This is a genomic window from Bacteroides caccae, assembly GCF_002222615.2.
Lineage (GTDB): Bacteria > Bacteroidota > Bacteroidia > Bacteroidales > Bacteroidaceae > Bacteroides > Bacteroides caccae.
The window spans coordinates 3401998-3425947 of record NZ_CP022412.2; the positions used below are offsets into that span (position 1 = coordinate 3401998).

Here is a 23950-nt window from a genome sequence, read left to right on the forward strand (position 1 = left end):
TTATGCAGCAAATATACTCGATTTTAAATATTCGCAAAGTAGATAGATTACAGATTATTATACCAATATTACAGAATCACTGTTTATAGACGGGCTAAATCTTTTTTTGTTACCTATTATTCTTTTTTGTAAAAGCGATATCATGATATGAACATCTTATCGTCATTTTGCCTATCTTTGTGCCCCGAAGGCAAAGAACGCTCTTTTTTAATAAACTCACTATGCAGAAATTAGTCAAGAAGGAATATCAGATTCCTTTTATTCTGGTCACTTCCCTTTTCTTTCTATGGGGATTTGCACATGCTATTTTAGATGTGTTAAACAAGCATTTTCAGGATGTGATGAATATAAGCCGTGCTCATTCGGCATGGGTACAAGTCATGTTTTATCTGGGATATTTCGTCATGGCTATCCCAGCAGGACTGTTTATCAATAAATATGGCTATCGCAAAGGAGTAGTATTCGGTTTGTTGCTCTATGGTATCGGTTCGCTGCTTTTTATTCCCGGTGAATACTGGATGTCGTTTCAGTTCTTCCTTTTCTCCCTGTTTGTCATTGCCTGCGGTTTGGTATTTTTGGAAACAGCCGCCAATCCTTATATGACGGAATTAGGTGAACGGGAAACTGCCGCCAGCCGATTAAATCTGGCACAATCATTTAACGGATTGGGTTGTATCTGCGGGCCGCTTATAGGAGGTTTATTATTGTTTTCGGAAGAAGGTAGTTCGAATATCTCATTGCCATATACATTAATGGGAATCATTGTACTGGCAGTTGCTTTAGTATTTAACAAAGTCCGTTTGCCGGAGATTACCCATGAAGAAGACACGGATAAACAGGGGCAGGCACAGGGACTCTGGTCACACAAGCTTTTTATTTTTGGTATCGCAGCTTTATTCTGTTATGAAATTGCAGAAATCTCTATTAATAGTTTTTTTATTAATTATGTGGTAGATGACGGCTGGATGAACGCCCGCGATGCTTCTGTGATTCTTTCGTTCGGTGGTCTGGGGCTATTTATGTGCGGACGATTTGCCGGTAGTTGGGTGATGCGGCAGATACGGGCAGAGAAAGTATTGTTCTTTTGTGCTGTCGGTACAGTCGTAACAAGTTCTTTAATTGTACTGAATCTGGGGATCATATCACTAATAGCTCTTTTCTTGGGTTACGCTTTTGAAGCAATTATGTTTCCTACTATTTTTGCACTTTCATTACGGGGACTGGGCAATCATACCAAACGTGCATCCTCTTATTTAATGATGTCTCCCATTGGAGGGGCTGTCGGCCCCTTGCTCATGGGATATGTAGCAGACCAGACTACAATGTCCTTCTCATTCATCGTTCCGTTGCTTTCATTCATAGTGGTGATGATGTATGCATGGAAAACATTGAGATAATTAACTCCGCCTGGGGCGGTATAGAATACCGAATATATTTATCAAATATCCTGTCAGACATACTACGGGTGCTACCTTTATACGCAATCCGCTGAATATATCAGGGTTGTAGGCGGCAGGGGTACTCCCCTCACCGCTCATGAATAGATAACCTACTATTATTACTACCGAACCAATTAGCAGAATTATATAATTTCTTCTGCTAAATACTGTTTCTGTCTCTTTCTGTTTCATTATTTTTGATTTCATATTCTTCTTCCGTTTTAGTTTTTGTAATTCATAGTTGGAGCGAATAGCGCATATTTTTCCTCAAACCGCCGGTTGCTCTCTTTATATTTTTCTCCGTCTATCTTCTTCAAGAGTTCATTATATTGGTTCCATTGCCAGAATTTATAGATACAATCATTGCGAACCATTTCTATACGGTTTCCTTTTAATGAAAAAGCCCAGTTTATATAATCTTCCGCTTCAGCTATCAAATGTACAGCCAGAGTCACTGCTTTCGTTTTTTCACCCAAAGCAGCATAGGCCGTCGCTATATCATAAGAACCGCTTTCATGTGTTTCGGGAACATTATATCCCGGAATAACCTGTTCCGCATAAGCGAGTACTTTCTTTGCACGCTCATTATCTCCTTGCGCTATCAGTTCTTTGGCAAGTTGCGCAAAAAGCCTGCGATGATACCAACACGTGCGTAGTGTTGTTTCATCCAGATAGAGCCCCGGAGTATCCAGTCCGCCATATTTATATCTATTCATAACGTTGTCATAAAGCCTTTCCACATCTACTGCATAAAGTCTGTTTTCACCGACATCTCCCCACTTTTTATAGTCAAAAGGTGTAAAGCGGAATGCTAATCCTTCCTGTACAAAGTAATTGTCAAACTTCAGTTTACTGACACTTCCTACGGAAATTGCAAGATAAAGCGGACGTTCCCAATTACAGTTGGCAAGCATTTCCAGCATGAGTAAATCGACTTTAGTCAACATACGTATATCCGTTAAAGGAATATACAGTTTGTCCGGTATGGCATCCTTCAAGTCCTCCCCTTTCAAATGTCGGATTGTTTTGGGGAGCATGATTCCCGAACGGAGCAGCGCGTCCTTATCAATGTGGATATTTATCGTATCCGTAGGGATTACGTGAAACTCCGGTTTCTCTGAGAACACCCAATATTTCAAGATATTTTTTACCTCAAACGGGTCTTCTCCGAAGCTGTCACGGGCTTCCTCCGGGTGCTTCCGGTACAGTTCCTCAATTTGTTTTTTCAGTTCCGGACGTACGGCCACATATTCGTTGGTTCCTTCCTTATATTGATTTTTATTCCAGCTTATAGGCAGTCCGGGAGCATTATACAACGGGCATTGCTGTTGATAAATATACCAATCGGTCTGCGCATAACTTAGGTTACAAACACGTGCATCCCTGCGTACTTCTTCCGTATCCTGATTATACCATAGCGGGAACGTATCGTTATCTCCGTTACAAAAAATAATCGGATTTCCTTCATCGGGAAGAGTCATCAGATAGTTAGCCCCAAAGTCGCGACAAGTAAAACGGGCGCTCCGGTCATGGTCATCCCAGGTCTGGCTCGCCATTTGCACCGGAATCAATAAACAGATTGTCATTAACACACTGACTTGCACCGTCGAAGCTGTTTTCCGGCGAAGCATATCACATAATCCTGCCGCTCCTATCCCTATCCAGATAGCAAAAGCATAGAACGAACCGGCGTATGCGTAGTCCCGTTCACGCGGCTGACCGGGAGTTTGATTCAGATAAAGCACAATAGCCAGTCCCGTCATAAAGAAAAGGAAGAACAGTACACTAAACTGCTGTTTGCCTTTCTTACTGCGGTTCCATTGCCAATAGATTCCGAACAGTCCTAATAATAGCGGCAGTCCGTAAAACACATTGTGCCCTTTGTTCTGACGTAAAGATTCCGGTAACAAACTTTGGTCACCTAATCTTAAATTATCTAACCAGGAAATTCCCGTTATCCAGTTCCCATGTTCCGGTTCGCCACTCCCTTGCACATCGTTCTGCCGTCCTACAAAGTTCCATAAGAAATAGCGCCAATACATATAATTGAGCTGATAGGTAATGAAATAAGTGAGGTTTTCTTTTTGCGTGGGAGCCGCTTCGCTTCCTCCCGTCCAATTTTTGTATGAAGCAGCCATTCGCTCATTCCACATTCGGGGAAACAACATATTCTGAGTATAGCACACATCTTCTTTATACCGGATTATTTTATATTTACCTTTTTCCTTATCCGGACGATATACAGCACTTCCCTTTGTCGTTTTTACTCTGTAATAGTCACCTTCAGGCACATATTCCGGTTCGGATGCATAAGTTTTTCCATAAAGCAGAGGAGCACTTTCATACTGCTCGCGATTCAGATAACTTTTAAGTGTAAAAATGTTGTCCGGCGCATTCTCATTAAGCGGAGTATTAGCGTTGGCACGAATCAGTATCACCGCATAGGTGGTATAGCCTACGGTGAGCATAAGCAAGCACCATAAAGAAGTATGCAACATACGTTTTCGGAAACGATAAATGGCTCCGACCAGTACGAGAAATGTTAAAGTTAAAAAGACGATCAGCCCCGTATGGAAAGGAAGTCCGAACACATTGACAAAGAGCAGTTCGAACCACCCTCCCATATCAGCTATGCCAGGAATATAAACAAAAAGGATAAATACGATAAGAAGACCGGATATGACAATTGCAGCAGCTACTCCTTTAAACGATATTGCATGATACTTCTGATAATAGAAAACCAGCACAATGGCCGGGATGCAGAGCAGATTAAGCAAATGCACTCCAATTGACAGCCCAATAATAAAAGCTATCAGGATAATCCAACGGTCACCATATACCGAATCCGATTCATCTTGCCAGCGAAGAATCATCCAGAAGACCAATGCCGTAAGAAAAGAAGAGAAAGCATAAACTTCACCTTCTACCGCACTGAACCAAAATGTATCACTGAATGTATATGCCAAGGCTCCGACAAATCCCGACCCCAGAATGACGATAACATCTATCGTTGATAAATTCTGCTCTTCATTTACTATCAGGGATCTTACTAACCGGGTGATGCTCCAAAAAAGAAACAGGATGCAACCGGCACTCAACAACGCATTCAGAAAATTCACCAGCCAAGACACTTGCGATGCCTCGGAAGCAAACTGGGTAAACAGGTTTCCTACGAGCATATAGAAAGGTGCACCCGGTGGATGCCCTACTTGTAACTTTTCGGCACACGAAATAAATTCGGGACAATCCCAAAAACTAGCAGTAGGTTCAATCGTCATTCCATATACAAAAGCTGCTATTAGAAAAACAATCCACCCACTAAAATCATTCCATTTTTTAAATAATAAGTTATTCATTGCTCTGTAACTTTTTTGTTTGCAAAGTTATAGAACAAGCATATAAAAGAGAAGATTCTTATCGGACGAATACGGACACTTTATACTTATAATCAGTTGATATTCAACAACGTCACATAAACAAGCACAGACAAATGCAGACTATAATGATTTCACAATATCTTCCAACGATTCTTTAGAGTTTGCCAGCATTAATTTCTCCGTTTTTATCCTGGAGATTCTCCGGGTCAGAGTCTCAACAGTCAGTTTCATTAAATCTGCAAAACAAGTAGGCTGAACACCTTCGCGTAAAAAAGCACATACCCTCAAATCTTCTTCTGTAAGTTTCGGACTTATCTCTTTCAATTTGGATACAAGGCCGTAAACGTTTTCCTGAAGTCGTAAAAGTTCCGTCCAGTCTCTTTCTGAAAAAGACGGTATTTTGGGAGACAAAGCAGTTCGTTCCTTCAACTGACGGACTTTCGAGATAACCGGAGAATTTTCATAAATATGCTGTTGAAGGGATTGATACTTTTCTTCGAGATAATTACATTGCATCGCCAATTTGTCAGATTCAACCTCTTTCATCTGCATTTCTTCCTTAAAGGTATCCAGTTGCGAGTGTACAGACAGATGTTTCTTCCATAGCAATCCAAGCAAGAGGGACATGGCACCGAACACTCCCAAAGCGGAAGACAGAATCACGGTAGAACGGTCTTTACTGTCAATCAACATCAATTGGCTGGCATACGCTTTTCTTTCCATTTCCAGCGCTTCGTCAAAGTTGCCATATTTCTGATAATAAAGACTACATCTCCTGCAAATCTTAGTCATTTGTTCATATTCTTCTGTTTGCGCAGCTAGTCTTATTGCTTCTTTGAAATGAGTTTCAGCGTCTTTCTCCTGATTCAAATCACTTTCTACACATGCCAGATAATAATAGGCTTTTGACTTCTGAATTTCATTTCCGTATTGCTCATAATAAGACACGGCCTGACGAATCTGATGATCAGAAGAATGAGGTATATTCTTATCTTCATTGAATTGAGTACAAAGCAAATTGTATTCTGCAAGTTGCGCCTCATTCATTTGGTTCATTTGAATAGTTTCAAGAATAATGGATGCCGTATCCGGATCTTGCTCCATTAATTGAGCAGCTTTATCTAATCCTTGTTTCACATTAGTCCCCTCCGGATGACATGCGGCCAAAGAGAGGACAAATACATACAATAAAATTCGAAGATTACTCATAGTCTCAATTTTTAATCTCTACATACAAATATGCGACAAATTTATAAGATTATTGTTAGAGTAGCGAATATTTCTTCCTTCTTTTAGTAAACTCTAAACTTGATATAGTATAAAATTAATCGTCTGATAACTGTTATTCTTTCGTCTAAATTTACTTTCTATACTTTTCTTGATAAATATCAAGGAACAGCAAGCAGTTAATTAGGAAGATAAGCTGTATCTTTGTAGCAATAAAAAATATATCATGATTAAGAACATTGTATTCGATTTTGGTGGAGTTATTGTAGACATTGACCGTGATAAAGCCGTTCAGGCATTTATCAAACTGGGATTGACGGATGCAGACAGTCGGTTGGATAAATATCATCAAACCGGAATATTTCAGGAATTGGAGGAAGGTAAACTTAGCGCTGATGAATTTAGAAAACAACTGGGAGATTTATGCGGACGAGAGCTTACTATGGAAGAAACCAAACAGGCATGGCTGGGCTTCTTCAACGAAGTAGATTTGCGCAAACTTGATTATATGTTGGAATTACGGAAGTCTTATCATGTATATATTCTTAGTAATACCAATCCTTTTGTCATGTCATGGGCTTGTAGCCCCGAATTTTCCTCAAGGAAGAAGCCATTGAATGATTATTGTGACAAGCTGTATCTATCTTATCAGGTAGGACATACAAAACCTGCACCGGAAATATTCGACTTTATGATAAAGGATTGTAATATAATTCCTTCCGAAACTTTATTTGTAGATGACGGAACTTCAAATATCCACATGGGCAAAGAGCTGGGATTCGAAACTTTCCAACCCCGGAACGGAACTGATTGGAGAGCAGAACTGACTGCTATATTAGAGGAGTAATAATTGGCCCTTATATCACTTTCTGAAAAAACATGCAACCACAAGTCATACTTATCACCGGAGCATCTTCCGGGTTCGGGAAAATCACAGCGCAAATGTTATCTGAACAGGGGCACATTGTTTACGGAACAAGTAGAAAGCCTTCCGGAAACATGAACAATGTAAAAATGCTTGTTGCCGATGTCACTAATATTCTTTCTATCCACGAAGCTGTCGGACAGATTATATCAGAACAAGGACGGATTGACGTATTGATTAATAATGCCGGAATGGGTATCGGCGGCGCTTTGGAACTCGCAACAGAAGATGAAATATCCGGGCAGATGAATACTAATTTCTTCGGCGTAGTGAACATGTGCAAAGTGGTGCTGCCTTATATGCGCAAGGCACGAAGAGGAAAAATCATCAATATCAGTTCTATCGGTGGAGTAATGGGTATCCCCTATCAGGGATTTTATTCCGCTTCTAAATTTGCAGTCGAAGGATATAGTGAGGCTTTAGCCTTGGAAGTTCATCCGTTTCATATAAAAGTTTGTATTGTAGAACCGGGAGATTTCAATACCGGATTTACAGATAACCGGAATATTTCGGAAGCAACAAGAGTAAATACCGATTACAAGGAGAGTTTCCTGAAATCATTGGAAATTATAGAAAAGGAAGAACGTAACGGATGTCACCCGAAGAAGTTAGGGCATGCAATCTGTAAAATAGTAGCATGCAAAAATCCTCCCTTCCGTACGAAAGTCGGACCATGGATACAAGTCACATTCGCTAAGAGTAAGAAATGGCTGCCTGACGTTGTCATGCAATATGCTCTTCGAATATTCTATGCCATTCAATAGGCAGGTATGCAAAAATCGCCTTCTATAACTTTAATAGTTATAAAAAGCGATTTTTTATTTCTAGAAAAAACTATTCTCTCTGTTTCAGATTAGTTTTTGGGTACTAATTCCAGAAACATTGTAGTGGTCAGTAATATAGCCAATCCGATACAGACAGTTATTAATAACCAATTAATATATTTTGCTTTCGGCTTCGTATCGGCATGCAGGTTATTCAGGAAATACTCTCTGAAGAAAAGATACAAGCCGGGAATGGTTGCACTTGCCAACAAAAAGTCTTCCGGAATCTGGAAGAAATAAGTTTTGGATAATCCTATCAATGACCAGTGGCAAAGAAAAAGCACCAGAAACATATTCACTTTATGAGCAAACAGCAATAGTAGTCCGATTGTAAATACCACCACGGAACAGGGCATTACCGGAGAGGTCATTTCCGGGAAACTAAGTCCGCGGGCCAACGAAACCAGTGGGTATATAAAAGGCATTGCCAACAAGATATACGATAAGATATCATACTTATGTGTACGTTCAAAAGTTGTATATCCCGTAATAGTATCCCAAATCCAGATAATAGCCATTACTCCCCAAAACATAGCCATTACTCCATTATAGCTGCGTTCCTCACAATAAATATAATAATAGATAACTGAAATCCATGAATACAGCCCTATCATGTAGAACTTCATTCCCATTTTCACACACGGACGTGGCCGGCAGATGAGCAATGCTGTCAGCACGATACCAATAAGAATAATAACTATCTGCAAAAGCCAGGTGGCTGAATTATAATATGCGATTGTTCTCCAAAAAATCTCCATAAAAGTAGTTTAATTAATGTCTTGTTAAAGAAAAAGCCCGGTGTGGAAACAGGAACATCGGGAATGTGGCTCCTACCGCCAACATGAATATTACAGTACTGGCTATCAAGCTATTGGAGAAAAACATACCCATGAATTTATCCAGTTGCTCCGGGTCATTCATATTCTGTAAACACATAATCAGTGAAAATACCATATTATAGGCAAACTTGCCCGGAATCATCGGAAGCAATGCCGGAATATAGAGTACCGTCATTGGGCAATAGACCCTTTTTCCCAGCCATAGACTACCAAAACCTATTACCAAACCGGCAAATAAAGAAGCGGTAGCAATATCTACCCCTAAATAAGTCATCAGGCAAAAACGACATGCGTGTCCTAATGCCGCTAAAATCGCAATCATTTTAAATGCGCGCAAAGGTGGGTCGGAAATAGCTCCGAAGCCTATACCCGCCACTGCTGCAAAAAATCCATCGGAAAGAATATCGAGTGCTACCATATCAAATTAAGCTGTTTTTTACCATTAATAATGTAAAGGAAAGGCCGATCGCAATGCTGACAATCAGCAAGGACGCCTCCGTCAAGCGGGCAAATCCGGTCAGGACATATCCTTCTACCACATCAATCACACCATTAATCAAAGGCACCCCCGGAACGAGATACAGTACGCTGGTTGCCAGTGCTATTTCGGAAGTCGTATCAAATATCAAAGCTGTGGATGCACATAGGGAAGCCACGAACGCCGAAACAATAAATGTTATATAATGATTGATTTTCTTTTTCTGCATCTGTTGTTTCAGGTAAAATCCTGTAATTGTGGCTGAGAAAACAATGCCCATAGAAATCAAATCCCCTCCGAACAGTTTACAGAAAGAAGCATTGGCAAATCCTACCAGCAATAATACAAAAAGAGGATGTATCATCGGAGCGGAAACTATTTTCCTGTATTTTTCCGTCAGTTCTTCCAACGAGAGGCGATTGTCCACGGCTTCCCAACTCAATGCACTTAATTCCGAGTTATGTTCAAAACTAATAGGATGTGCAGGAATGTCTATAACCTCGTTGCAAGCCTCATTGGTTTGTTTGTCAATAATCGTAAGAATGATGTTTTTATGAAATACTCCTAATTTTACGTCTAGCCCGAAAGCCTCACCGATACGTTTGGAATTACGGACAACCCGCGAAGTATGTACTCCGGCTCCCATTAGGTGGGCAGAATATTCGGCAATGAATTTTCCTTTTGATAATAAAGATTCGCTTGTCTTCATGCATGTGGTATTTTTAAATCGGCTGCAAAAGTACAAAAAAGAGTCATAGCAGAAGCCTTATTCTTGAATATTTTCTCATTAAATATCCGAAAACAAAAACACAGCCTTTCACAGAGCTAAAAAATAAGCTACTGTGAAAGACTGTATCAATCCTTTGATTAGCAATAAAATAAATCGTCTTCCTTAGATGGAATAACGGGAAGCAACACGCCTGCCTCTTTTAATTCATTAATCTTCTGTTTCACTTCCGGTGAAAGTTCCACCGGATCGGGATTCATCGGACGGATTCAAGAATTGTTCGCGAAGCGAATGTGTTTGTTGAGTACCGGAAGGACATATAACAGTCCATACCAATAAAGAAAATACAAATATTCGATGTTTCAGTCGGCTTTCCATTCCAATCTATATTTTTACTAAAATAAAGACGGAAATCCGGCCGTTTTGTACTCACTATCCTCTACTTCTGAGTAAAATAAATAAAAAGTTATTTTATATTTTTAACCGCCTCCTCAATTCTAGATCGCAAATTCGGATTACTCGGACGTGCCGAACTACCAAAATCAATAATCTGTCCTTTTCTGTTTATCAAGATATAATATGGCATATCATGCACATTCCATTGGTTACAAATCTTCTGATAATTTTCTTTTCCAAAAAAATCATTTGCATAAATACATTCAATTCCCCGGTTCCTCAATGAATACTTATCCAGGCACTCCTCCCACTCCTCTTTCGGTTCGCTGCCACATATAGAATATATGACCAAATCTTTTGTAGAATACTTACTGCGTAACTGCTTCAACGGTTCCATCTCCGTTAAACAAGGAGGGCACCACTTAACCCAAAAATCAAAATAGATCACTTTTCCACGATCTTTCTCGAGCATTTCATAAATAGGTTCCATAAATGACATAGACGTTTTTTGACTTGCATTTTCATGAAATACCCCATACAATAAATTATCGGAAACCGATTGAGGATTTTCCAAATATGACTTAGTCCGATTATATATTTGGGTAATCTGTGCACGTAAATGCGGCATCTTCACTATTGAATCAAACTGTGCGTGTCGTTTTGCTAAAGCAAGTGTATCATTAGCCGTCAAACAATTAGCCATCATCTTTGTATACAAATACTGATTCAATGTGTTCTCCCCAATTAGAGACATCATATCCTCTATCTTCGGATATTTCCTATTTTTCAAAGCCATTCCAAATAAAACATAGTTTTCTACACTTTCAGCAATATCAAATAAACGTGCTGATAGTATGCCTTTATGGTAAAGCCCGTTAATTTCAGGCAACAACGCATGATAGCGCTCCAACTCCTTACCAGTTTCATCTTGGATGTGAGAAGCATAAAGTAGCAAAGCATAATAATAATCCTGTTTCAATAGTTCTTCTGTGAGAAATTCAACTTCTTCTGACGGCTTATATTTTTGTATATACTCTTGCCTACGTTCCAAACGAAGATTATACTCCCTTTTAAGTTCTGTTTCAAAATCATTATTATTCAAATTAGATCCTATACTATAATTCTGTATATAGTAATAAGCATTCTCAGTAAAAGCCAATATTTCTTGGTTTAATTTTTCAGCATCACCCGTTACTTTGGGATGAAACATATCTTTAAAATCAATCTCTACGTATACACTATCCCCCGGATGCACATACAAATGTTCGGCATAATTACGAATAGAAATCTCCCTTATTTTTGCAAAAATAGGAAAACGGAAAGAGAATGATCCATCCTTTTGGATAGGTGCACAGTACTGATTCTCCATTTTTCTAAAAAAAGGAATAATAAGAGTCAAATCTTTTTCATTAGGATAAAAATCCCGGTTCAGCACCTTGCCTGTAACAATCACTTCTTCAGCGTATTCTTCAGGTAAAGAATAGCTTTCCTCCGCTTGTTCAGAAAGTTCAGGCTGAAAATTACTTTGTGTTTTTGAACGGCAACCAAATAACAGCAAAGAAGCTATTATCAGAAAAGAAAAAAGATGTTTCATCATGTGTGAGTAGTATTATAACGTTTCGGTAATCAGAATATATAAAGCAGAACAAAGATAATGATTATTATCTTTGTTCTGCTTTATTTGTATGACTTTTAAAATTAAATATCATGTCAGGTGTCAGCACCTTTTTTTATTTATTCCATAAACCGGAAAACAATCCGCCCCGTTTGGGAACCATTCACCCACTTAGCTTGTGAAGAAGGACAGCACAAATCCGTTGAGTTTACCTTATTACGTACCGGTGGAATCACATTCAAAACAGAAATTCCACTTTCGGGAAGTGTATAAAGCACTCGGTTTCGGCCGTCACAAGGCTGATATACTCCGATATACGCATCATAGCTACCTTCCTTTTCGTGATGTGGCCCTACAATACCGTCAACGCCAAAGTTGCCTTGATTATCAATGAATCCGTCCATATCCACGCGTTTCACACCTTCATCTGCCAATACCCATAAGAAGCCGCCGATACTGCCCTACCGGATTCCTTTCTTGATAAGTCGCATAATCCGCCTTGGGTTCCCCCCATTACTCGCGAAGGGTCTATCTTAAATGGATAACCGGCTGATACATAAATTGGAGTACCATATCCGTTGATTTCCCAATTAGCAGGAACCGGAAAATCAGTCCAGTCCTTATCATTAAAATTCGTTTGATAAAAATCAACGATTCTTTCGTCAGGTACAGGTGTCCATCTGAATTTCCACATTCCATCCAAGCATACCGAACAGTCTCCTTTCTGTGTGGAGAAAGGAATAAACGCAGCCCGTGCCGGTTTCCGATTGATTTGAAGTACATGGTGGTTTTCCCAATCATGTACTGTCTGTGCCTGCATCGGACAAACGACCAATGCCCCAAACAGTAAAGTATATATTTTCATTCGTTCTTTTTTCTTCATATCAAGTAGACGGATGAGGAGTCTTTTTGTACTCTATAAAAGCACTGATTAAAATATGAATATCGAATCTTAAAAAGAGAATATCATATTAACACTCAATATATTGCAAATTAAAATAGCGATATAAACAAGCTCAAAAACATTCATTAAAGTAGTATTATCTTCAAAAGAAATGAGTTTCTTTGTTATGGAATTATATTTATTACTTCATACTTTGCATTAAAACAACAACACATGGAAGTGAACGAACAAACACTCTACGATGATGAATTGCTGAATATTCTACCTGACGGAGTTATTATATTGGATATAAATGGAAAAATCATACAACTAAATCAGCAAGCTCTTACAGAACTTCATGTTCATTCATCTGTCAATACAATGATGCCCCTCCCTACAAGTCAGATATTCAAGCTATTGAATAATAAAGAAGATATTTTGTCAACTATCTTAGAGAAGATTAGTCAAGGTGAGAGGATATATACACTTCCAGAACATACCTATATACAGGAGCAAGTAGACCATACACAATTCCCTATAAGGGGAGAATTTGCTACAATCAGAAATAAAGGAAACTTAAAAACCATCTTGTTCTTTTTTCGTAATATTACAGTGGAACTCACACAAGAATATATTCTGAACACTGCTTTGCAAAGGACCAGAATATATCCTTGGTATTACGATATAAATCGAAGTGAGTTTACTTTAGATAATCGTTATTTTACCCATTTGGGTATTCCGGCTGGAGAAAACAACACCTTAACAATGGAAGAATATGTAAGCATGATTCACCCGGACGATCGACAAACTATGGCTGATGCCTTTGTCGTACAACTCAGCGGCATTGAAACATTTGATAAAGCTGTTCCATTTCGATTGCGTCGTGGAGACGGTACATGGGAATGGTTTGAAGGACAATCCACGTATATCGCAAATATCTCCGGACATCCTTATCGGTTAGTGGGAATCTGTATGAGTATTCAGGAATATAAAGATATAGAAAACACTCTGATTGAAGCTCGTAAAAAAGCAGAAGAAAGTGATCGGCTTAAAATGGCATTTTTGGCAAATATGAGCCATGAAATCCGGACACCGTTAAATGCGATAGTAGGTTTCTCAGATGTCATTGCTTCCACTTATAATGAATTAAGCGATGAAGAACGGGCTGACTTTGTAAGGTTAATCAGTATCAACAGCGAGCATTTGGTACGATTGATTGATGATATACTTGACTTATCAAAAATAGAATCAAACACGATTAAATTCACTTATTCCTGTTGTTCCCTAAAATCCATGATGAAAGATATAGAGAAAGAACAAGCAGTAAAACAGTTGCCGGAAATTGAAATAAAAGCGTTACTACCGGATGATGACATTTACATTAATACCGACGCGACACGCTTGAAACAGGTTATTTGCAATTTCATAAACAATGCCCGCAAATTTACAGAGAAAGGTTATATCCATTTCGGCTTCACATCACATTCAGAGAAAGACCAATTGGTTTACCTGTTTGTGGAAGATACGGGAGAAGGAATTCCGCAAGAATGCCAGAAAGAGATATTCGACCGTTTCTATAAGGTCAATACTTTCAAACAAGGTACGGGGCTAGGGCTTTCTATCTGCAAAACGATTGTAGAGCACCTACAAGGAAGTATTTCGGTTGAATCGGAAATCGGAAAAGGAAGCCGCTTTATTGTGACATTGCCGTTTAAAAGGCAATCGAAAGGAGTTTAATGCCCTCTGTACTCTTGTGGAGTAACTCCTGTATGCTGCTTAAAGAACTTGTTGAAGAAAGAAATATTATTAAATCCCAAAGATAAGGCAATATTCTTCACAGGCTCATTAGTCGATTTTAACCGGGATTTTGCGTCCATTAAGATAACGGAGGCAATCACTTCCAATGGGGTATTTCCAGCAACTTTTTTTATTGTCGAACAGAAATGTGGCAAACTAAGCCCCAGTTGATTGGCATAAAAGGAAGTCCCATGATGAACTATATAATATTTCATGACCAATTTCAGAAACTCCTGATAAATCTCATACTTCCTTGATTGGGAAGATAGATACAGGTTATTTTGCATCTTGTAAATCTCAGTGGCTCCCTGAACGAACATAGTAAGGACAGCTTTTACTATCTCTTTATTTGCCTGTGTACGAGGTGAAGCATATGACAGTATTGACGATTCATAAAACATCTTGTAGCTACAAGCTTGTAATGGAGACAACGTTATTATTGGGTTTTCCATAATTACAGGAAGAAGATGTTCTGTGGATTTCATTAAATTTATACCTTCTATAAATCCGGCTGAGAACCCAGCATAATAGATATGAATATCCGGTGAGAAATCAAGAATTTCCATAAAATAACCAGGCAGTAAGGTTATCAAATCGTTTTCACCAATATGATGAAGATTTCCATTGATTGTTGTTTGCATTACTCCCTTAACACAGAGGATGAAAAAACCGGACCTTACCCTACAAGGAAAGTTCTTGTACCTTTTTGATAAATCTATCTCATATCCTTCTCCAACAATATAATCAACTGGCAAATCAAAATTAGGTATATCACTCTCCATTGTGTTATTTTGTTTTTGATTTCAAATATAGAGATTATTTAAAACTCGGCTCTCAAATAATTAAAATCAGAGTATCGAATCTTAAAAAAATAACATCTATATTCTATTTATAAGAAAAGATTAGAATATGAGAAATGTGGCTTATATAACTGACTTTCAAAAAGCCCTATTGAATATCCAATGCGTCAAATGCCAAGCCTTCCATAGTATCAGCCGAAAGTAACACTTTATAATGTCCGGCATTAATAAATGTCCCCGTAGTGGTACTCATCATTTTCCACTTGTCCGGTGTCTCCGGAAATATCTGTATATCTTCTTTCAAGACTACCCTTTTCGCGTCAATAAACTTCATTAACACAGGGATTGGTTTTCCGCTTGTATTCATGTATTTGAAGCGAAGCGCATAGACCTGCACCAATCCGGTAGAAACATTCCATTCGATACTGTTCCCTTTACTAAAAAATACTCCCATTTGTTTACGATGTTCTTTCTTTTGAAATTTGCCTTTCATCACAGCTGTTTCTGCTTCATAAGCCACACTGACACGAGTATTTTTATCTTCGGAGAGCAGTTCTTTCGGGAGTTTCTCCATAACTTTTTGCCGTCTTCTCCCAACTCCAATCAGTTGCCGGAAATACTGCCGGCTTCAAACCCGGATGGGTAGAAGCCTCTCTGGGGTATAAGGATATTCATAAACACCATATCCCGGCAGATAAGTCATTTTCTGCAAACCTACATAAGCACCGCGAAGTACCATTTCAGGTCCGTCCTTCAGTTCTTCCGGGAAGTTCAGTTTCCCTTCCGAATCGTTCAGACGGTCTATCAGTTCACGGCATCCGTAAATTACACCACTACCGTCCCTGCCGGAGACTTTAGTAAGATTTCCGGCAGTCGTAATATGAAAAGTTATATCTATATCTGCTCGCTGGTACCCCAATATTAAAAAGATAACAGAAGCAAACAAAAAGTTCTGGTATATAAGACTAAAAAGCGTATATTTGCGAATTACTATTTTTAGTTTTATGCAAACTTATATCGAAACATCCCGATTGATCCTTCGCGATTGGAAAGAGGAAGACATTCCTCTTTTTGCCCTCATGAACGCCGACCCTCACGTCATGGAGTACTTTCTCCAACCATTAACTCCGGAAGAATCACTCAATTTTTATCATCGTATCCAAAAGGAATTTCAAACCTGCGGCTTCGGTTTGTATGCCGTAGAACGCAAAGAAGACCATGCTTTTATGGGCTATACCGGGCTGCATCAGATAACATTCGATGTAGATTTTGCACCGGGTATAGAAATCGGCTGGCGGCTGGCACATGAGTATTGGGGACATGGCTATGCCCCTGAAGCAGCAACAGCTTGTCTGGAATATACTCGTAAACAACCGGACATTACAGAACTGTATTCATTTACTTCCCTGCCGAATCTCCGTTCGGAACGTGTAATGCAGAAGATAGGTATGACACGAATGAAAGAGTTCGACCATCCGCTTGTTCCTGCTGACCATCCATTATGCAAACACGTGTTATATCATATCAAAACAGGATGAAAGCATTATCCGGAAGATTTGTATTCCTTTTAAAACGATTAACACACCAACCGTGACGGGTGAAGGTGGATGAAGAAGACAATCCGGCAATTATATTGGTAAAACAAAAGAAATAAAGGTAAACATAGAAACTATTGACTTTGCTCTTTTTATTTTGTATATTTGTCCGAAAGAACCAACTGGAACAAGAATGAGATATACAAAAATAAAGACATAAAGATAGACTTTGAAGGCATAGATATATGTCCGGAAGAATAGAAACGGGGCAAAATCTGTAGAGATTTTACCCCGTTTTGTTTAATATATTCAGTTTCATTTACTAAGTAACCCTGAATATCATTTATTATAAACGTGAGACCCGTTTATAATAAACTGTTCCATTATTTATTAAAAACACAAAATGAGTTTATTAGCATCTTGTATAAGAAAAAGAAAACTGTTTAAGAGTAGAAAAGACAGCAATGGGACATACACAAATATATCTATACATTGAAGACAATAAACGACCTTTACAACTAATTTTCTTTTTCACTTATTACTCATTTAGTGCTTCTCAACAATAGAGATAATATCACTATTGTTCACCTATTCGTATTTTATTCTTTAGTAAAGTTTCTGGTTCACCAGTTCGTCAAAGAGCCTTGCATATTTCTCTGCGACCGCTTCTGCGAACTTTTTACCTTTTTCGGCAGAGGCTCCACGCGGATCACCTACCCCGGTATCTTTCGATACTTTTCCCCAGTTTCTGGGAATCCATGCTACTTTTTCATTCAAAGACTGCACGGCAAAGGTTTTATATTCTCCACTTCCTGCTTCTTCAAGATTGACCAGTTCGGGATGATAGTGCATCATTACAGATGTCTCGACTTCATCTGCATGGTCACCCGGATTTTCAAAATAGTCCTTAACCTTTAATACGGTATACCATTCACTTGATGCAATCAGAAAGTCAGGATAGTCTACCGATAAATCACGAATCATACTTTTAAAAGTATTGCCACCATGCCCGTTGATAATTACTAATTTCCGGATACCTTGAACATAAAGGGAAGAAACAATATCCGTCAGTATTGCTTTCTGAGTTTCATAACGCGTATGGATACAAAACGGAAGTTCCCGTTGTCCCGGATTTTGCGACCCCATGCCGATAGGTGGCATGACCATACAATTTACCCCATATTTCTGTTTGGCTATCAAAGCGGCAGAAACCGCTACATCATGAGAAAGGATACAATCCGTCATATAGGGCAAATGCAGATTATGAGGTTCGGTAGCCCCCCACGGTAACGCTACAATATCATATCTCCCATCTTTTACTTCTCCATAACAAGATATGGATAAATCAACTTTTCTATTCATATACCTTATTTATTTCTGATGATTATACTATTTCATTTTTACTATCACTTCTTTCTTTTTTTATCAGACCATACTTCTTGAAGCAAAAATAGGAATTGTTTGGAGATTCTATAGCTAATCAAGGACTAAATTCACTAACTAATTAACAAATATATTACAAGCGATAGGTAACCGTTCTTTCTTCGGAAGAGTCAATTCAAAGACGCCAGATACCTTCTAAGACTTTCTCTACGGTTCCTATATTCGCTTTGGGTTGGCGGCAGCTCTTGATTGTCAGATATCCCTTGCCTTCCGTAGCTTTTACTTCCTTCGTTTTATTATCCATGTGTTGCAATCTCAAAATTACGGAAACCATGAGAAATTTCCGGAGAATAGATTTTTAGCCAATAATACTCTTTATATAATCCGTAGGGCATACATGATAGAAATCCTTAAATTTCTTCCTAAAATATTGGACATCACAATATCCCAACATACCTGCTATTTCCGAAATATTAAATTGTTGGGAAGCCAACAATTTAAGTGCTTTATCCATTTTGAATGAATAGATGTAATCTTCCGGTGACATACCTATAATATCCTTTATCTTACTGTAAAAAGCAGTACGACTCATCCCTATATCAACACAAAGTTTATCAATCCTATATTTCTCCGTTGAGAGATTCTTTTCCAATATTTCATTGACTTTATTCATAAATAACAAATCTGTGTTTTCCATTTCCTGCCTCATAGGCACCAAAGGAAAAATGGCATCAGATAAAAAGTTTTTTATTCGTTCACGCAACGCTATGCGGTTCTCAATAAGCATGTGAATATCCGCCCTGAACTTACAGATACTCTCTGTACGCAATTTCAACCGATCTGCTCCACATCCTAAATGAGAAAGATAGCTTTCATTATCAAAAGACCTTATCAGCAGAACGACTGGTATCTCTCCCATTGTTTTATCTGCTTTAACTTGAAAACAGAGCGAATCACCACTTATGCCGTTTACATTATCATCAATAATGATTGTGTCAGGAATTTGCCGGATGATAGTATGTATTATCAAATCAGGATCTTCAAGAATGGAAATCTGATAGTATCTCGACAAAGACTTTCTCAAATAATCACTGAACGGTTTATCCTTCATTACTAATAAGATATGAGGAGCATCCTTTGCTTTCAAATCTTGTTTTTCATCCTTATGAATTCGAGAGGATTTTATAACGGGACATTCTTGATTCTGGCAATGACAGTCCGTCGGGATAACAATCCTGAAAGTGGCGAATTTGCCGTGTCCGTAGCCAATCATTTTCCCTCCATGCAAACGAATGATTTTTCTGACAGTCCTCAAACCACTATATCCATATACAGGAAACAGAGCGGAAATAAAGGAAAATAAACTTTCAGCTTTATTCTCCGTTACGGTATTATTGCTGATATGTAATTCCCATGCATCCATTGTATGCGTTACGCTAATTGATATGCAACAACCCGAATTTGTTATCAAGATTATCTTGTATAAAAGATACTGAAGTGCGGCTGTCATTATGTTCTCATTTATCCTGCAACTGACACAATCCGAACATTCGTTGACCTTCAATTTCACTTGACGGATGTTTGCGTATGGCCGACATTGATTAACAATGGAAGTGATATAAGTGGAAAGTTCAAAATCGACAGTAGCTGTCTTAGGTTTAATACTACCTTCAATCTTATCAAGCGTCATAACATTCTGATTACAGTCTATTATACGTTCAGCATATTTCAAGACTTCCTCTATTTTCAGAGAAATCGGTTCAGACAGACTAGCAGTTTTAATATCTTCCAACTGATTTCGTAATAATGTCAAGGGTGTATGTATCGAATGAAGCATATTCATTGCAATCTTATATTTTTCATGAGATTGAAACCGGACATTATACTCTGCCGCAAGATAGGCAAGTAGGCAAATAAATAGTCCAATACCAAGTCCCCCTACGGGAATTACATATCCAAGCAGAGACAAATCAGACAAAATTACATCAATAGTCTGTTTACTGCCCACAAAATCTGCTCCCTCCTTTAAAGGAAGTAAAAGCTGAAAACTAAATAATAAATTCAGGAAACAATCATTCATACTAATATCAGATTAATTTAATTAATATTTTACACTTTCAGTAAAACACGTCTGATGATTCTTTGACGTATTAAAATCCGATGCAAGTATAAACTTTTCGATACCGGTTTACGAGGTGGTTTCTGACAAAAACAAAGGGCGTTTTCTATCTAAAATGGTAACATTTTCATTTGTTACTCTAATATAAGCAAATGTAAGTGTAAAGCTACATTTTTATCCGATTTACATACAATAATATATATTTTTACTATGAAATTAATCAATAGAAAGCATACAGATACAAAACAAAAACGGGCAAATATGCAATACATCACGCATATTTACCCGCATCCTATTATAATCGAGAATTCCTATTTTCTGGAAATAGAATCTTTCCTGCCTTGTTTATTTAGAATAGATGGATTTCCTTTATATTCAATATCTCCACTACCGCTAACTTTTGCATCCAACTGTTTAGAAGCATAACAAGAGATATCGCCGGAACCTGAAACAGTGGCAATCACTTCAGTAGCCGCCAACTTATCAGCACTGATGTCACCGGAGCCGTTTACAGTCAACGCAGCCCATTTCGCAGCGCCTTTGATATTCACATCTCCCGAACCACTGACTATCGTTTTTACAGTAGTGCCCTTCACATTTTTCACATCGATATCTCCACTCCCTTTTATATAAGCAGAAAGATTAGTATATTGCAGATTCTCCGCTTCAATATCTCCGGAACCGGTTATGTTCAGAGTTAAATCAACACCTTTAATAGTACCCTTCAGATATACATCTGCCGAACCTTTAATATCTACTTCATCTAATGAAGGAGAAGAAGCAATCACTTTCAAACGACGTTCTCCACTAAGAATCTTAACCCCCTTCTTGATATTCACCTGCAACACTCCATTCGCAGTAGACACTTCCAGCAAATCGACCAAATTGTCCGAACCATATATAGAAATCTCTGTTTTAGAGCCACTACTCTGTCGATATTCAACATCAGTACTGCCTAGCACCTTGATTGAGCTAAAATTGCTTACGTTATTCAACTCCTTTGTAATATACTTCTTACTGGGAGTTACGGTCTGTGCCTGCATTCCTGTTATAAACAAGAACATCAGTACTGCCAACATAGATGTAACCTTTAAACTTTTCATAATTTTTTTCGTTAAATGTTCTAACGACAAATATAAGAAGTATATTTCAATTTACAAGAAAAGAACGAATATAACTTTGCCAACCTTCCGGATCAATGCGGAACAATAATGGTCCAATAATTAAACTATACATTTTAGTTATTTGTTTATAATGAATAGATAAGTACACATTATTGTATTTACACTTCCAACGTATTTTCACCTATGCATAGTAAGTCCTTTTCAGCCGGATATTGAAATTCGTTTTTATGCCCGATAACTTTTAATTATTTCTACGCCTTATTGCCTGTAGTATTCATGCACAAGAAAAGTAACCACCTGTGCAGGAATATAAACTTTGGTACGATCGCCCGGCACAAGTATGGACCGAAGCATTACCATTGGGAAACGGCCGTTTAGGGGCCATGGTATATGGAATAGAATCACCCGCTCGTTTGGACAAAAAGGAGCGGGCGATTCTTTGCATTTATCCTTTTTATATTTTACATTTGCCAGTAAAAAAGAAATCATGGCAGATAATTATATAGAAAGACAGCAGGAACAATATGAAGCCAGAAAAGCTGCTTGGAAACAAGCACAGAAGTATGGTAAAAAGAAAACCGGAACAACGCATCAGGTGAGAACGGGACAAGCAGACAAGATACCTTCTGATGCAAACAGACGGAAAAGAAGAGTTTTCGTAACAGGCGGAGCGGAAGGAATAGGCAAAGCAATCGTAGAAGCATTTTCTCAAGCGGATTGCCTAGTCGCTTTCTGTGATACGAATGATGCATCCGGTCAACAAACTGCAAAAGAAACAGGAAGCATATTCCACAAGGTTGATGTAAGCAATAAAGAGTCGTTGGAGAATTGTGTCCTGCAAATTCTGAAGGAATGGGGCGATCTTGATATCATTATTAATAATGTAGGCATTAGCAACTTTTCTCCTATCACGGAAACAAGTATAGAGGATTTCGACAAGATTCTCTCTGTCAACCTGCGTCCTGTATTTATCACTTCACGATTACTTGCCATTCATCGTAAAGCCCTTTCCTTTCCAAATCCTTACGGAAGAATTATCAATATCTGTTCCACCCGTTATCTGATGAGCGAGCCCGGAAGTGAAGGTTATGCCGCCTCAAAAGGTGGTATCTATTCTTTAACCCATGCATTAGCCTCATCATTATCCGAATGGCACATTACGGTAAACTCTATTGCACCGGGGTGGATACAGACACATGACTACAACCAGCTCCGCCCGGAAGACCATTCACAACACCCTTCCCGGCGAGTGGGCAAACCGGAAGACATTGCCCGTATGTGCTTATTTCTTTGCGAGGAAAACAATGACTTCATCAACGGAGAGAACATAACCATTGACGGAGGAATGACGAAAAAGATGATTTATGTGAAATAAGTCTATCCTTCTTGGGATGTCACGCCAATGCGATCTAATGCATTTCGAGTAATCTCAATCCCCGTCGCTACAATGGACTCTGCATGATGAAACTCCAACATATCATAAGCATTGCCGGACATCCGTATTAATATGTCCGGCTGACAGCGTTCTATCTGATAACGAGTAATTTGTTGCATCATCATTCTTGAAGATTCTGTCAACAGATTATAAGGACTCATCTTCTTTCTCTTTCCGCAATCAACCGGTGCATTCACATCGACTGCTATCAAAAGATCTCCTTCGGTGCGATGTACATGATTGAGCGGGAGGGGATTCAAGATCCCCCCGTCAATCAATACCATGCCGTCTTTTCGCAAAGGGCGGAAAAGCATTGGTATGGAAATGGATGCGCGGATAGCCTCATGTAAGCTGCCACTATCGAACCTCACCTCCTGATCACAAACAATATTGGTGGCCATGGCAACATAAGGAATCGGTAAGTCCTCGATGTTCATATCGGGGATTATCTCCTTTAACTCTTTGATGAAGCGATCTCCTTTCACCAGTCCGTCCCGACTTAATGTGAGGTCTGCCAGTTCCCACATCTTACGCTTATCCCAGCTATACAGCCATTCTTTGCATTCTTCCAGTTTTCCCGAAGCATACATCGCTCCCACCATTGCTCCCATTGAACTTCCGGCAATAGAAGTTATTTCATAATTGTGACGTAATAATTCTTCTATGACTCCAATATGTGCAATACCACGCGCACCACCCATAGAAAGGACTAATGCTACTTTCTGTTTTCCCATAATAAATCCATTTTCTACAAAGGAAACAAATTCCGGAGAAAAAAGTCGGTTGGAAACATATAATTATCGCAAATTACTATTCGCCTTGCAGCATTCCACTGTTTACCCCAGGGATTAGGAACTTTTATCCCGGGAATTATCGACAACGAACCGGATAGTGACGCTGTTCCAGCTATATAGAGACACTATACCCGACACATACCGTCACTCTTTTTTATCGGGAACAACAATCAATATAAATGTAATAAAAAATGGGCTGCCGAACCCTGAAAAGTCCGACAGCCCTGTCAACC

The 23950-nt window shown here is 38.7% G+C and carries 20 protein-coding genes and 5 pseudogenes; 7 read left to right on the forward strand and 18 right to left on the reverse strand.

From position 1 onward, the window contains the following. Positions 1–221: 221 nt before the first annotated feature. Positions 222–1397, forward strand: coding sequence for a sugar MFS transporter (locus CGC64_RS13970; protein ID WP_005675765.1), 1176 nt, complete (start codon positions 222–224; stop codon positions 1395–1397). On the opposite strand, the gene CGC64_RS13975 is transcribed toward CGC64_RS13970, so the two are convergent. The 3 genes from CGC64_RS13975 to CGC64_RS13985 all read right to left on the reverse strand — a co-directional run bounded on the left by CGC64_RS13975 (position 1398) and on the right by CGC64_RS13985 (position 6025). After that, positions 1398–1646 (reverse strand): DUF3098 domain-containing protein, encoded by a 249-nt coding sequence (locus tag CGC64_RS13975; protein WP_005675764.1) that lies wholly within the window; start codon positions 1644–1646, stop codon positions 1398–1400. Between the two features lie 14 nt (positions 1647–1660). Then, on the reverse strand, positions 1661–4795 hold the full coding sequence (locus tag CGC64_RS13980) for a glycosyltransferase family 117 protein (RefSeq protein ID WP_005675763.1): 3135 nt from the start codon (positions 4793–4795) through the stop codon (positions 1661–1663). 141 nt (positions 4796–4936) lie between these two features. Continuing rightward, on the reverse strand, positions 4937–6025 hold the full coding sequence (locus tag CGC64_RS13985) for a hypothetical protein (RefSeq protein WP_005675762.1): 1089 nt from the start codon (positions 6023–6025) through the stop codon (positions 4937–4939). A gap of 244 nt (positions 6026–6269) precedes the next feature. On the opposite strand from CGC64_RS13985, the gene CGC64_RS13990 reads away from it, so the two are divergent. Together CGC64_RS13990 and kdsR are read left to right on the forward strand one after the other, a co-directional pair. Next, positions 6270–6890: an HAD family hydrolase gene (locus CGC64_RS13990; protein ID WP_005675761.1), complete on the forward strand. Its 621-nt coding sequence runs from the start codon at positions 6270–6272 to the stop codon at positions 6888–6890. Positions 6891–6922: 32 nt separating this feature from the next. Then, positions 6923–7732, forward strand: coding sequence for a 3-ketodihydrosphingosine reductase (gene kdsR / locus CGC64_RS13995; RefSeq protein WP_005675760.1), 810 nt, complete (start codon positions 6923–6925; stop codon positions 7730–7732). Between the two features lie 89 nt (positions 7733–7821). Here kdsR and CGC64_RS14000 read toward each other — a convergent pair whose 3' ends face one another. The 7 genes and pseudogenes from CGC64_RS14000 to CGC64_RS14025 form a co-directional block, all read right to left on the reverse strand. Next, a complete protein-coding gene (locus CGC64_RS14000) occupies positions 7822–8550 on the reverse strand; it encodes a DUF6064 family protein (RefSeq protein WP_005675759.1) in 729 nt (242 codons plus the stop codon). A 13-nt stretch (positions 8551–8563) separates the two neighbouring features. Further along, positions 8564–9049, reverse strand: coding sequence for a threonine/serine exporter family protein (locus CGC64_RS14005; protein WP_005675758.1), 486 nt, complete (start codon positions 9047–9049; stop codon positions 8564–8566). 1 nt (position 9050) lies between these two features. Beyond that, positions 9051–9818: a threonine/serine exporter family protein gene (locus tag CGC64_RS14010; RefSeq protein ID WP_005675757.1), complete on the reverse strand. Its 768-nt coding sequence runs from the start codon at positions 9816–9818 to the stop codon at positions 9051–9053. Between the two features lie 228 nt (positions 9819–10046). Beyond that, on the reverse strand, positions 10047–10214 hold the full coding sequence (locus tag CGC64_RS18850; protein WP_005675755.1) for a hypothetical protein: 168 nt from the start codon (positions 10212–10214) through the stop codon (positions 10047–10049). Positions 10215–10302: 88 nt separating this feature from the next. Next, positions 10303–11826, reverse strand: a complete 1524-nt coding sequence (locus CGC64_RS14015) for a TlpA family protein disulfide reductase (protein ID WP_032855020.1) — start codon at positions 11824–11826, stop codon at positions 10303–10305. A 140-nt stretch (positions 11827–11966) separates the two neighbouring features. After that, positions 11967–12170, reverse strand: a pseudogene (locus tag CGC64_RS14020) (hypothetical protein); the annotation flags it as partial. 124 nt (positions 12171–12294) lie between these two features. Beyond that, positions 12295–12712, reverse strand: a pseudogene (locus CGC64_RS14025) (beta-galactosidase); the annotation flags it as partial. 252 nt (positions 12713–12964) lie between these two features. Between CGC64_RS14025 and CGC64_RS14030 the strand changes: the two are divergent. Next, entirely contained in the window at positions 12965–14467 is a 1503-nt protein-coding gene (locus CGC64_RS14030; RefSeq protein WP_005675750.1) for a sensor histidine kinase, read from the forward strand. Here the strand turns inward: CGC64_RS14030 and CGC64_RS14035 are convergent. From CGC64_RS14035 to CGC64_RS14045, 3 genes and pseudogenes are all read right to left on the reverse strand, one after another. Then, entirely contained in the window at positions 14464–15309 is an 846-nt protein-coding gene (locus CGC64_RS14035; protein WP_005675749.1) for a helix-turn-helix domain-containing protein, read from the reverse strand. The two genes, CGC64_RS14030 and CGC64_RS14035, sit on opposite strands and share 4 nt — an antisense overlap. Positions 15310–15475: 166 nt before the next feature. Next, positions 15476–15977: pseudogene (locus CGC64_RS14040) on the reverse strand (beta-galactosidase); the annotation flags it as partial. A gap of 2 nt (positions 15978–15979) precedes the next feature. Further along, a pseudogene (locus tag CGC64_RS14045) lies at positions 15980–16213 on the reverse strand (hypothetical protein); the annotation flags it as partial. 118 nt (positions 16214–16331) lie between these two features. Here CGC64_RS14045 and CGC64_RS14050 point away from each other — a divergent pair. Further along, positions 16332–16865: a GNAT family N-acetyltransferase gene (locus CGC64_RS14050; protein WP_005675745.1), complete on the forward strand. Its 534-nt coding sequence runs from the start codon at positions 16332–16334 to the stop codon at positions 16863–16865. 603 nt (positions 16866–17468) lie between these two features. Here CGC64_RS14050 and CGC64_RS14055 read toward each other — a convergent pair. The 4 genes from CGC64_RS14055 to CGC64_RS14065 all read right to left on the reverse strand — a co-directional run bounded on the left by CGC64_RS14055 (position 17469) and on the right by CGC64_RS14065 (position 21467). Further along, the gene (locus CGC64_RS14055; RefSeq protein WP_005675743.1) at positions 17469–18224 is read right to left on the reverse strand and encodes a creatininase family protein; all 756 of its coding nucleotides are present in this window, start codon (positions 18222–18224) and stop codon (positions 17469–17471) included. 196 nt (positions 18225–18420) lie between these two features. Continuing rightward, the gene (locus tag CGC64_RS19260; protein WP_259323336.1) at positions 18421–18549 is read right to left on the reverse strand and encodes a hypothetical protein; all 129 of its coding nucleotides are present in this window, start codon (positions 18547–18549) and stop codon (positions 18421–18423) included. 54 nt (positions 18550–18603) lie between these two features. Further along, positions 18604–20325 (reverse strand): response regulator transcription factor, encoded by a 1722-nt coding sequence (locus CGC64_RS14060; protein ID WP_005675739.1) that lies wholly within the window; start codon positions 20323–20325, stop codon positions 18604–18606. A 350-nt stretch (positions 20326–20675) separates the two neighbouring features. Further along, positions 20676–21467, reverse strand: coding sequence for a head GIN domain-containing protein (locus CGC64_RS14065; RefSeq protein ID WP_005675738.1), 792 nt, complete (start codon positions 21465–21467; stop codon positions 20676–20678). A gap of 320 nt (positions 21468–21787) precedes the next feature. On the opposite strand from CGC64_RS14065, the pseudogene CGC64_RS14070 reads away from it, so the two are divergent. Together CGC64_RS14070 and CGC64_RS14075 are read left to right on the forward strand one after the other, a co-directional pair. Continuing rightward, positions 21788–21925, forward strand: a pseudogene (locus CGC64_RS14070) (glycoside hydrolase N-terminal domain-containing protein); the annotation flags it as partial. Between the two features lie 50 nt (positions 21926–21975). Continuing rightward, entirely contained in the window at positions 21976–22863 is an 888-nt protein-coding gene (locus CGC64_RS14075; RefSeq protein WP_032854958.1) for an SDR family NAD(P)-dependent oxidoreductase, read from the forward strand. 2 nt (positions 22864–22865) lie between these two features. On the opposite strand, the gene CGC64_RS14080 is transcribed toward CGC64_RS14075, so the two are convergent. Next, a complete protein-coding gene (locus CGC64_RS14080) occupies positions 22866–23657 on the reverse strand; it encodes a patatin-like phospholipase family protein (protein WP_005675736.1) in 792 nt (263 codons plus the stop codon). Between the last annotated feature and the right edge of the window lie 293 nt (positions 23658–23950).

Excerpts from the sequence above, each read along its gene's own strand:
- CGC64_RS13990 (WP_005675761.1), top strand. The coding sequence starts at position 6,270 with ATGATTAAGAACATTGTATTCGATTTTGGTGGAGTTATTGTAGACATT.
- kdsR (WP_005675760.1), top strand. The coding sequence starts at position 6,923 with ATGCAACCACAAGTCATACTTATCACCGGAGCATCTTCCGGGTTCGGG.
- CGC64_RS13975 (WP_005675764.1), bottom strand. The coding sequence starts at position 1,646 with ATGAAATCAAAAATAATGAAACAGAAAGAGACAGAAACAGTATTTAGC.
- CGC64_RS14000 (WP_005675759.1), bottom strand. The coding sequence starts at position 8,550 with ATGGAGATTTTTTGGAGAACAATCGCATATTATAATTCAGCCACCTGG.
- CGC64_RS13980 (WP_005675763.1), bottom strand. The coding sequence starts at position 4,795 with ATGAATAACTTATTATTTAAAAAATGGAATGATTTTAGTGGGTGGATT.
- CGC64_RS14060 (WP_005675739.1), bottom strand. The coding sequence starts at position 20,325 with ATGAATGATTGTTTCCTGAATTTATTATTTAGTTTTCAGCTTTTACTT.
- CGC64_RS13970 (WP_005675765.1), top strand. The coding sequence starts at position 222 with ATGCAGAAATTAGTCAAGAAGGAATATCAGATTCCTTTTATTCTGGTC.
- CGC64_RS14015 (WP_032855020.1), bottom strand. The coding sequence starts at position 11,826 with ATGAAACATCTTTTTTCTTTTCTGATAATAGCTTCTTTGCTGTTATTT.
- CGC64_RS14080 (WP_005675736.1), bottom strand. The coding sequence starts at position 23,657 with ATGGGAAAACAGAAAGTAGCATTAGTCCTTTCTATGGGTGGTGCGCGT.
- CGC64_RS14035 (WP_005675749.1), bottom strand. The coding sequence starts at position 15,309 with ATGGAGAGTGATATACCTAATTTTGATTTGCCAGTTGATTATATTGTT.
- CGC64_RS14030 (WP_005675750.1), top strand. The coding sequence starts at position 12,965 with ATGGAAGTGAACGAACAAACACTCTACGATGATGAATTGCTGAATATT.
- CGC64_RS14075 (WP_032854958.1), top strand. The coding sequence starts at position 21,976 with ATGGCAGATAATTATATAGAAAGACAGCAGGAACAATATGAAGCCAGA.
- CGC64_RS14010 (WP_005675757.1), bottom strand. The coding sequence starts at position 9,818 with ATGAAGACAAGCGAATCTTTATTATCAAAAGGAAAATTCATTGCCGAA.
- CGC64_RS18850 (WP_005675755.1), bottom strand. The coding sequence starts at position 10,214 with ATGGAAAGCCGACTGAAACATCGAATATTTGTATTTTCTTTATTGGTA.
- CGC64_RS14005 (WP_005675758.1), bottom strand. The coding sequence starts at position 9,049 with ATGGTAGCACTCGATATTCTTTCCGATGGATTTTTTGCAGCAGTGGCG.
- CGC64_RS14065 (WP_005675738.1), bottom strand. The coding sequence starts at position 21,467 with ATGAAAAGTTTAAAGGTTACATCTATGTTGGCAGTACTGATGTTCTTG.
- CGC64_RS13985 (WP_005675762.1), bottom strand. The coding sequence starts at position 6,025 with ATGAGTAATCTTCGAATTTTATTGTATGTATTTGTCCTCTCTTTGGCC.
- CGC64_RS14055 (WP_005675743.1), bottom strand. The coding sequence starts at position 18,224 with ATGAATAGAAAAGTTGATTTATCCATATCTTGTTATGGAGAAGTAAAA.
- CGC64_RS14050 (WP_005675745.1), top strand. The coding sequence starts at position 16,332 with ATGCAAACTTATATCGAAACATCCCGATTGATCCTTCGCGATTGGAAA.
- CGC64_RS19260 (WP_259323336.1), bottom strand. The coding sequence starts at position 18,549 with ATGGATAATAAAACGAAGGAAGTAAAAGCTACGGAAGGCAAGGGATAT.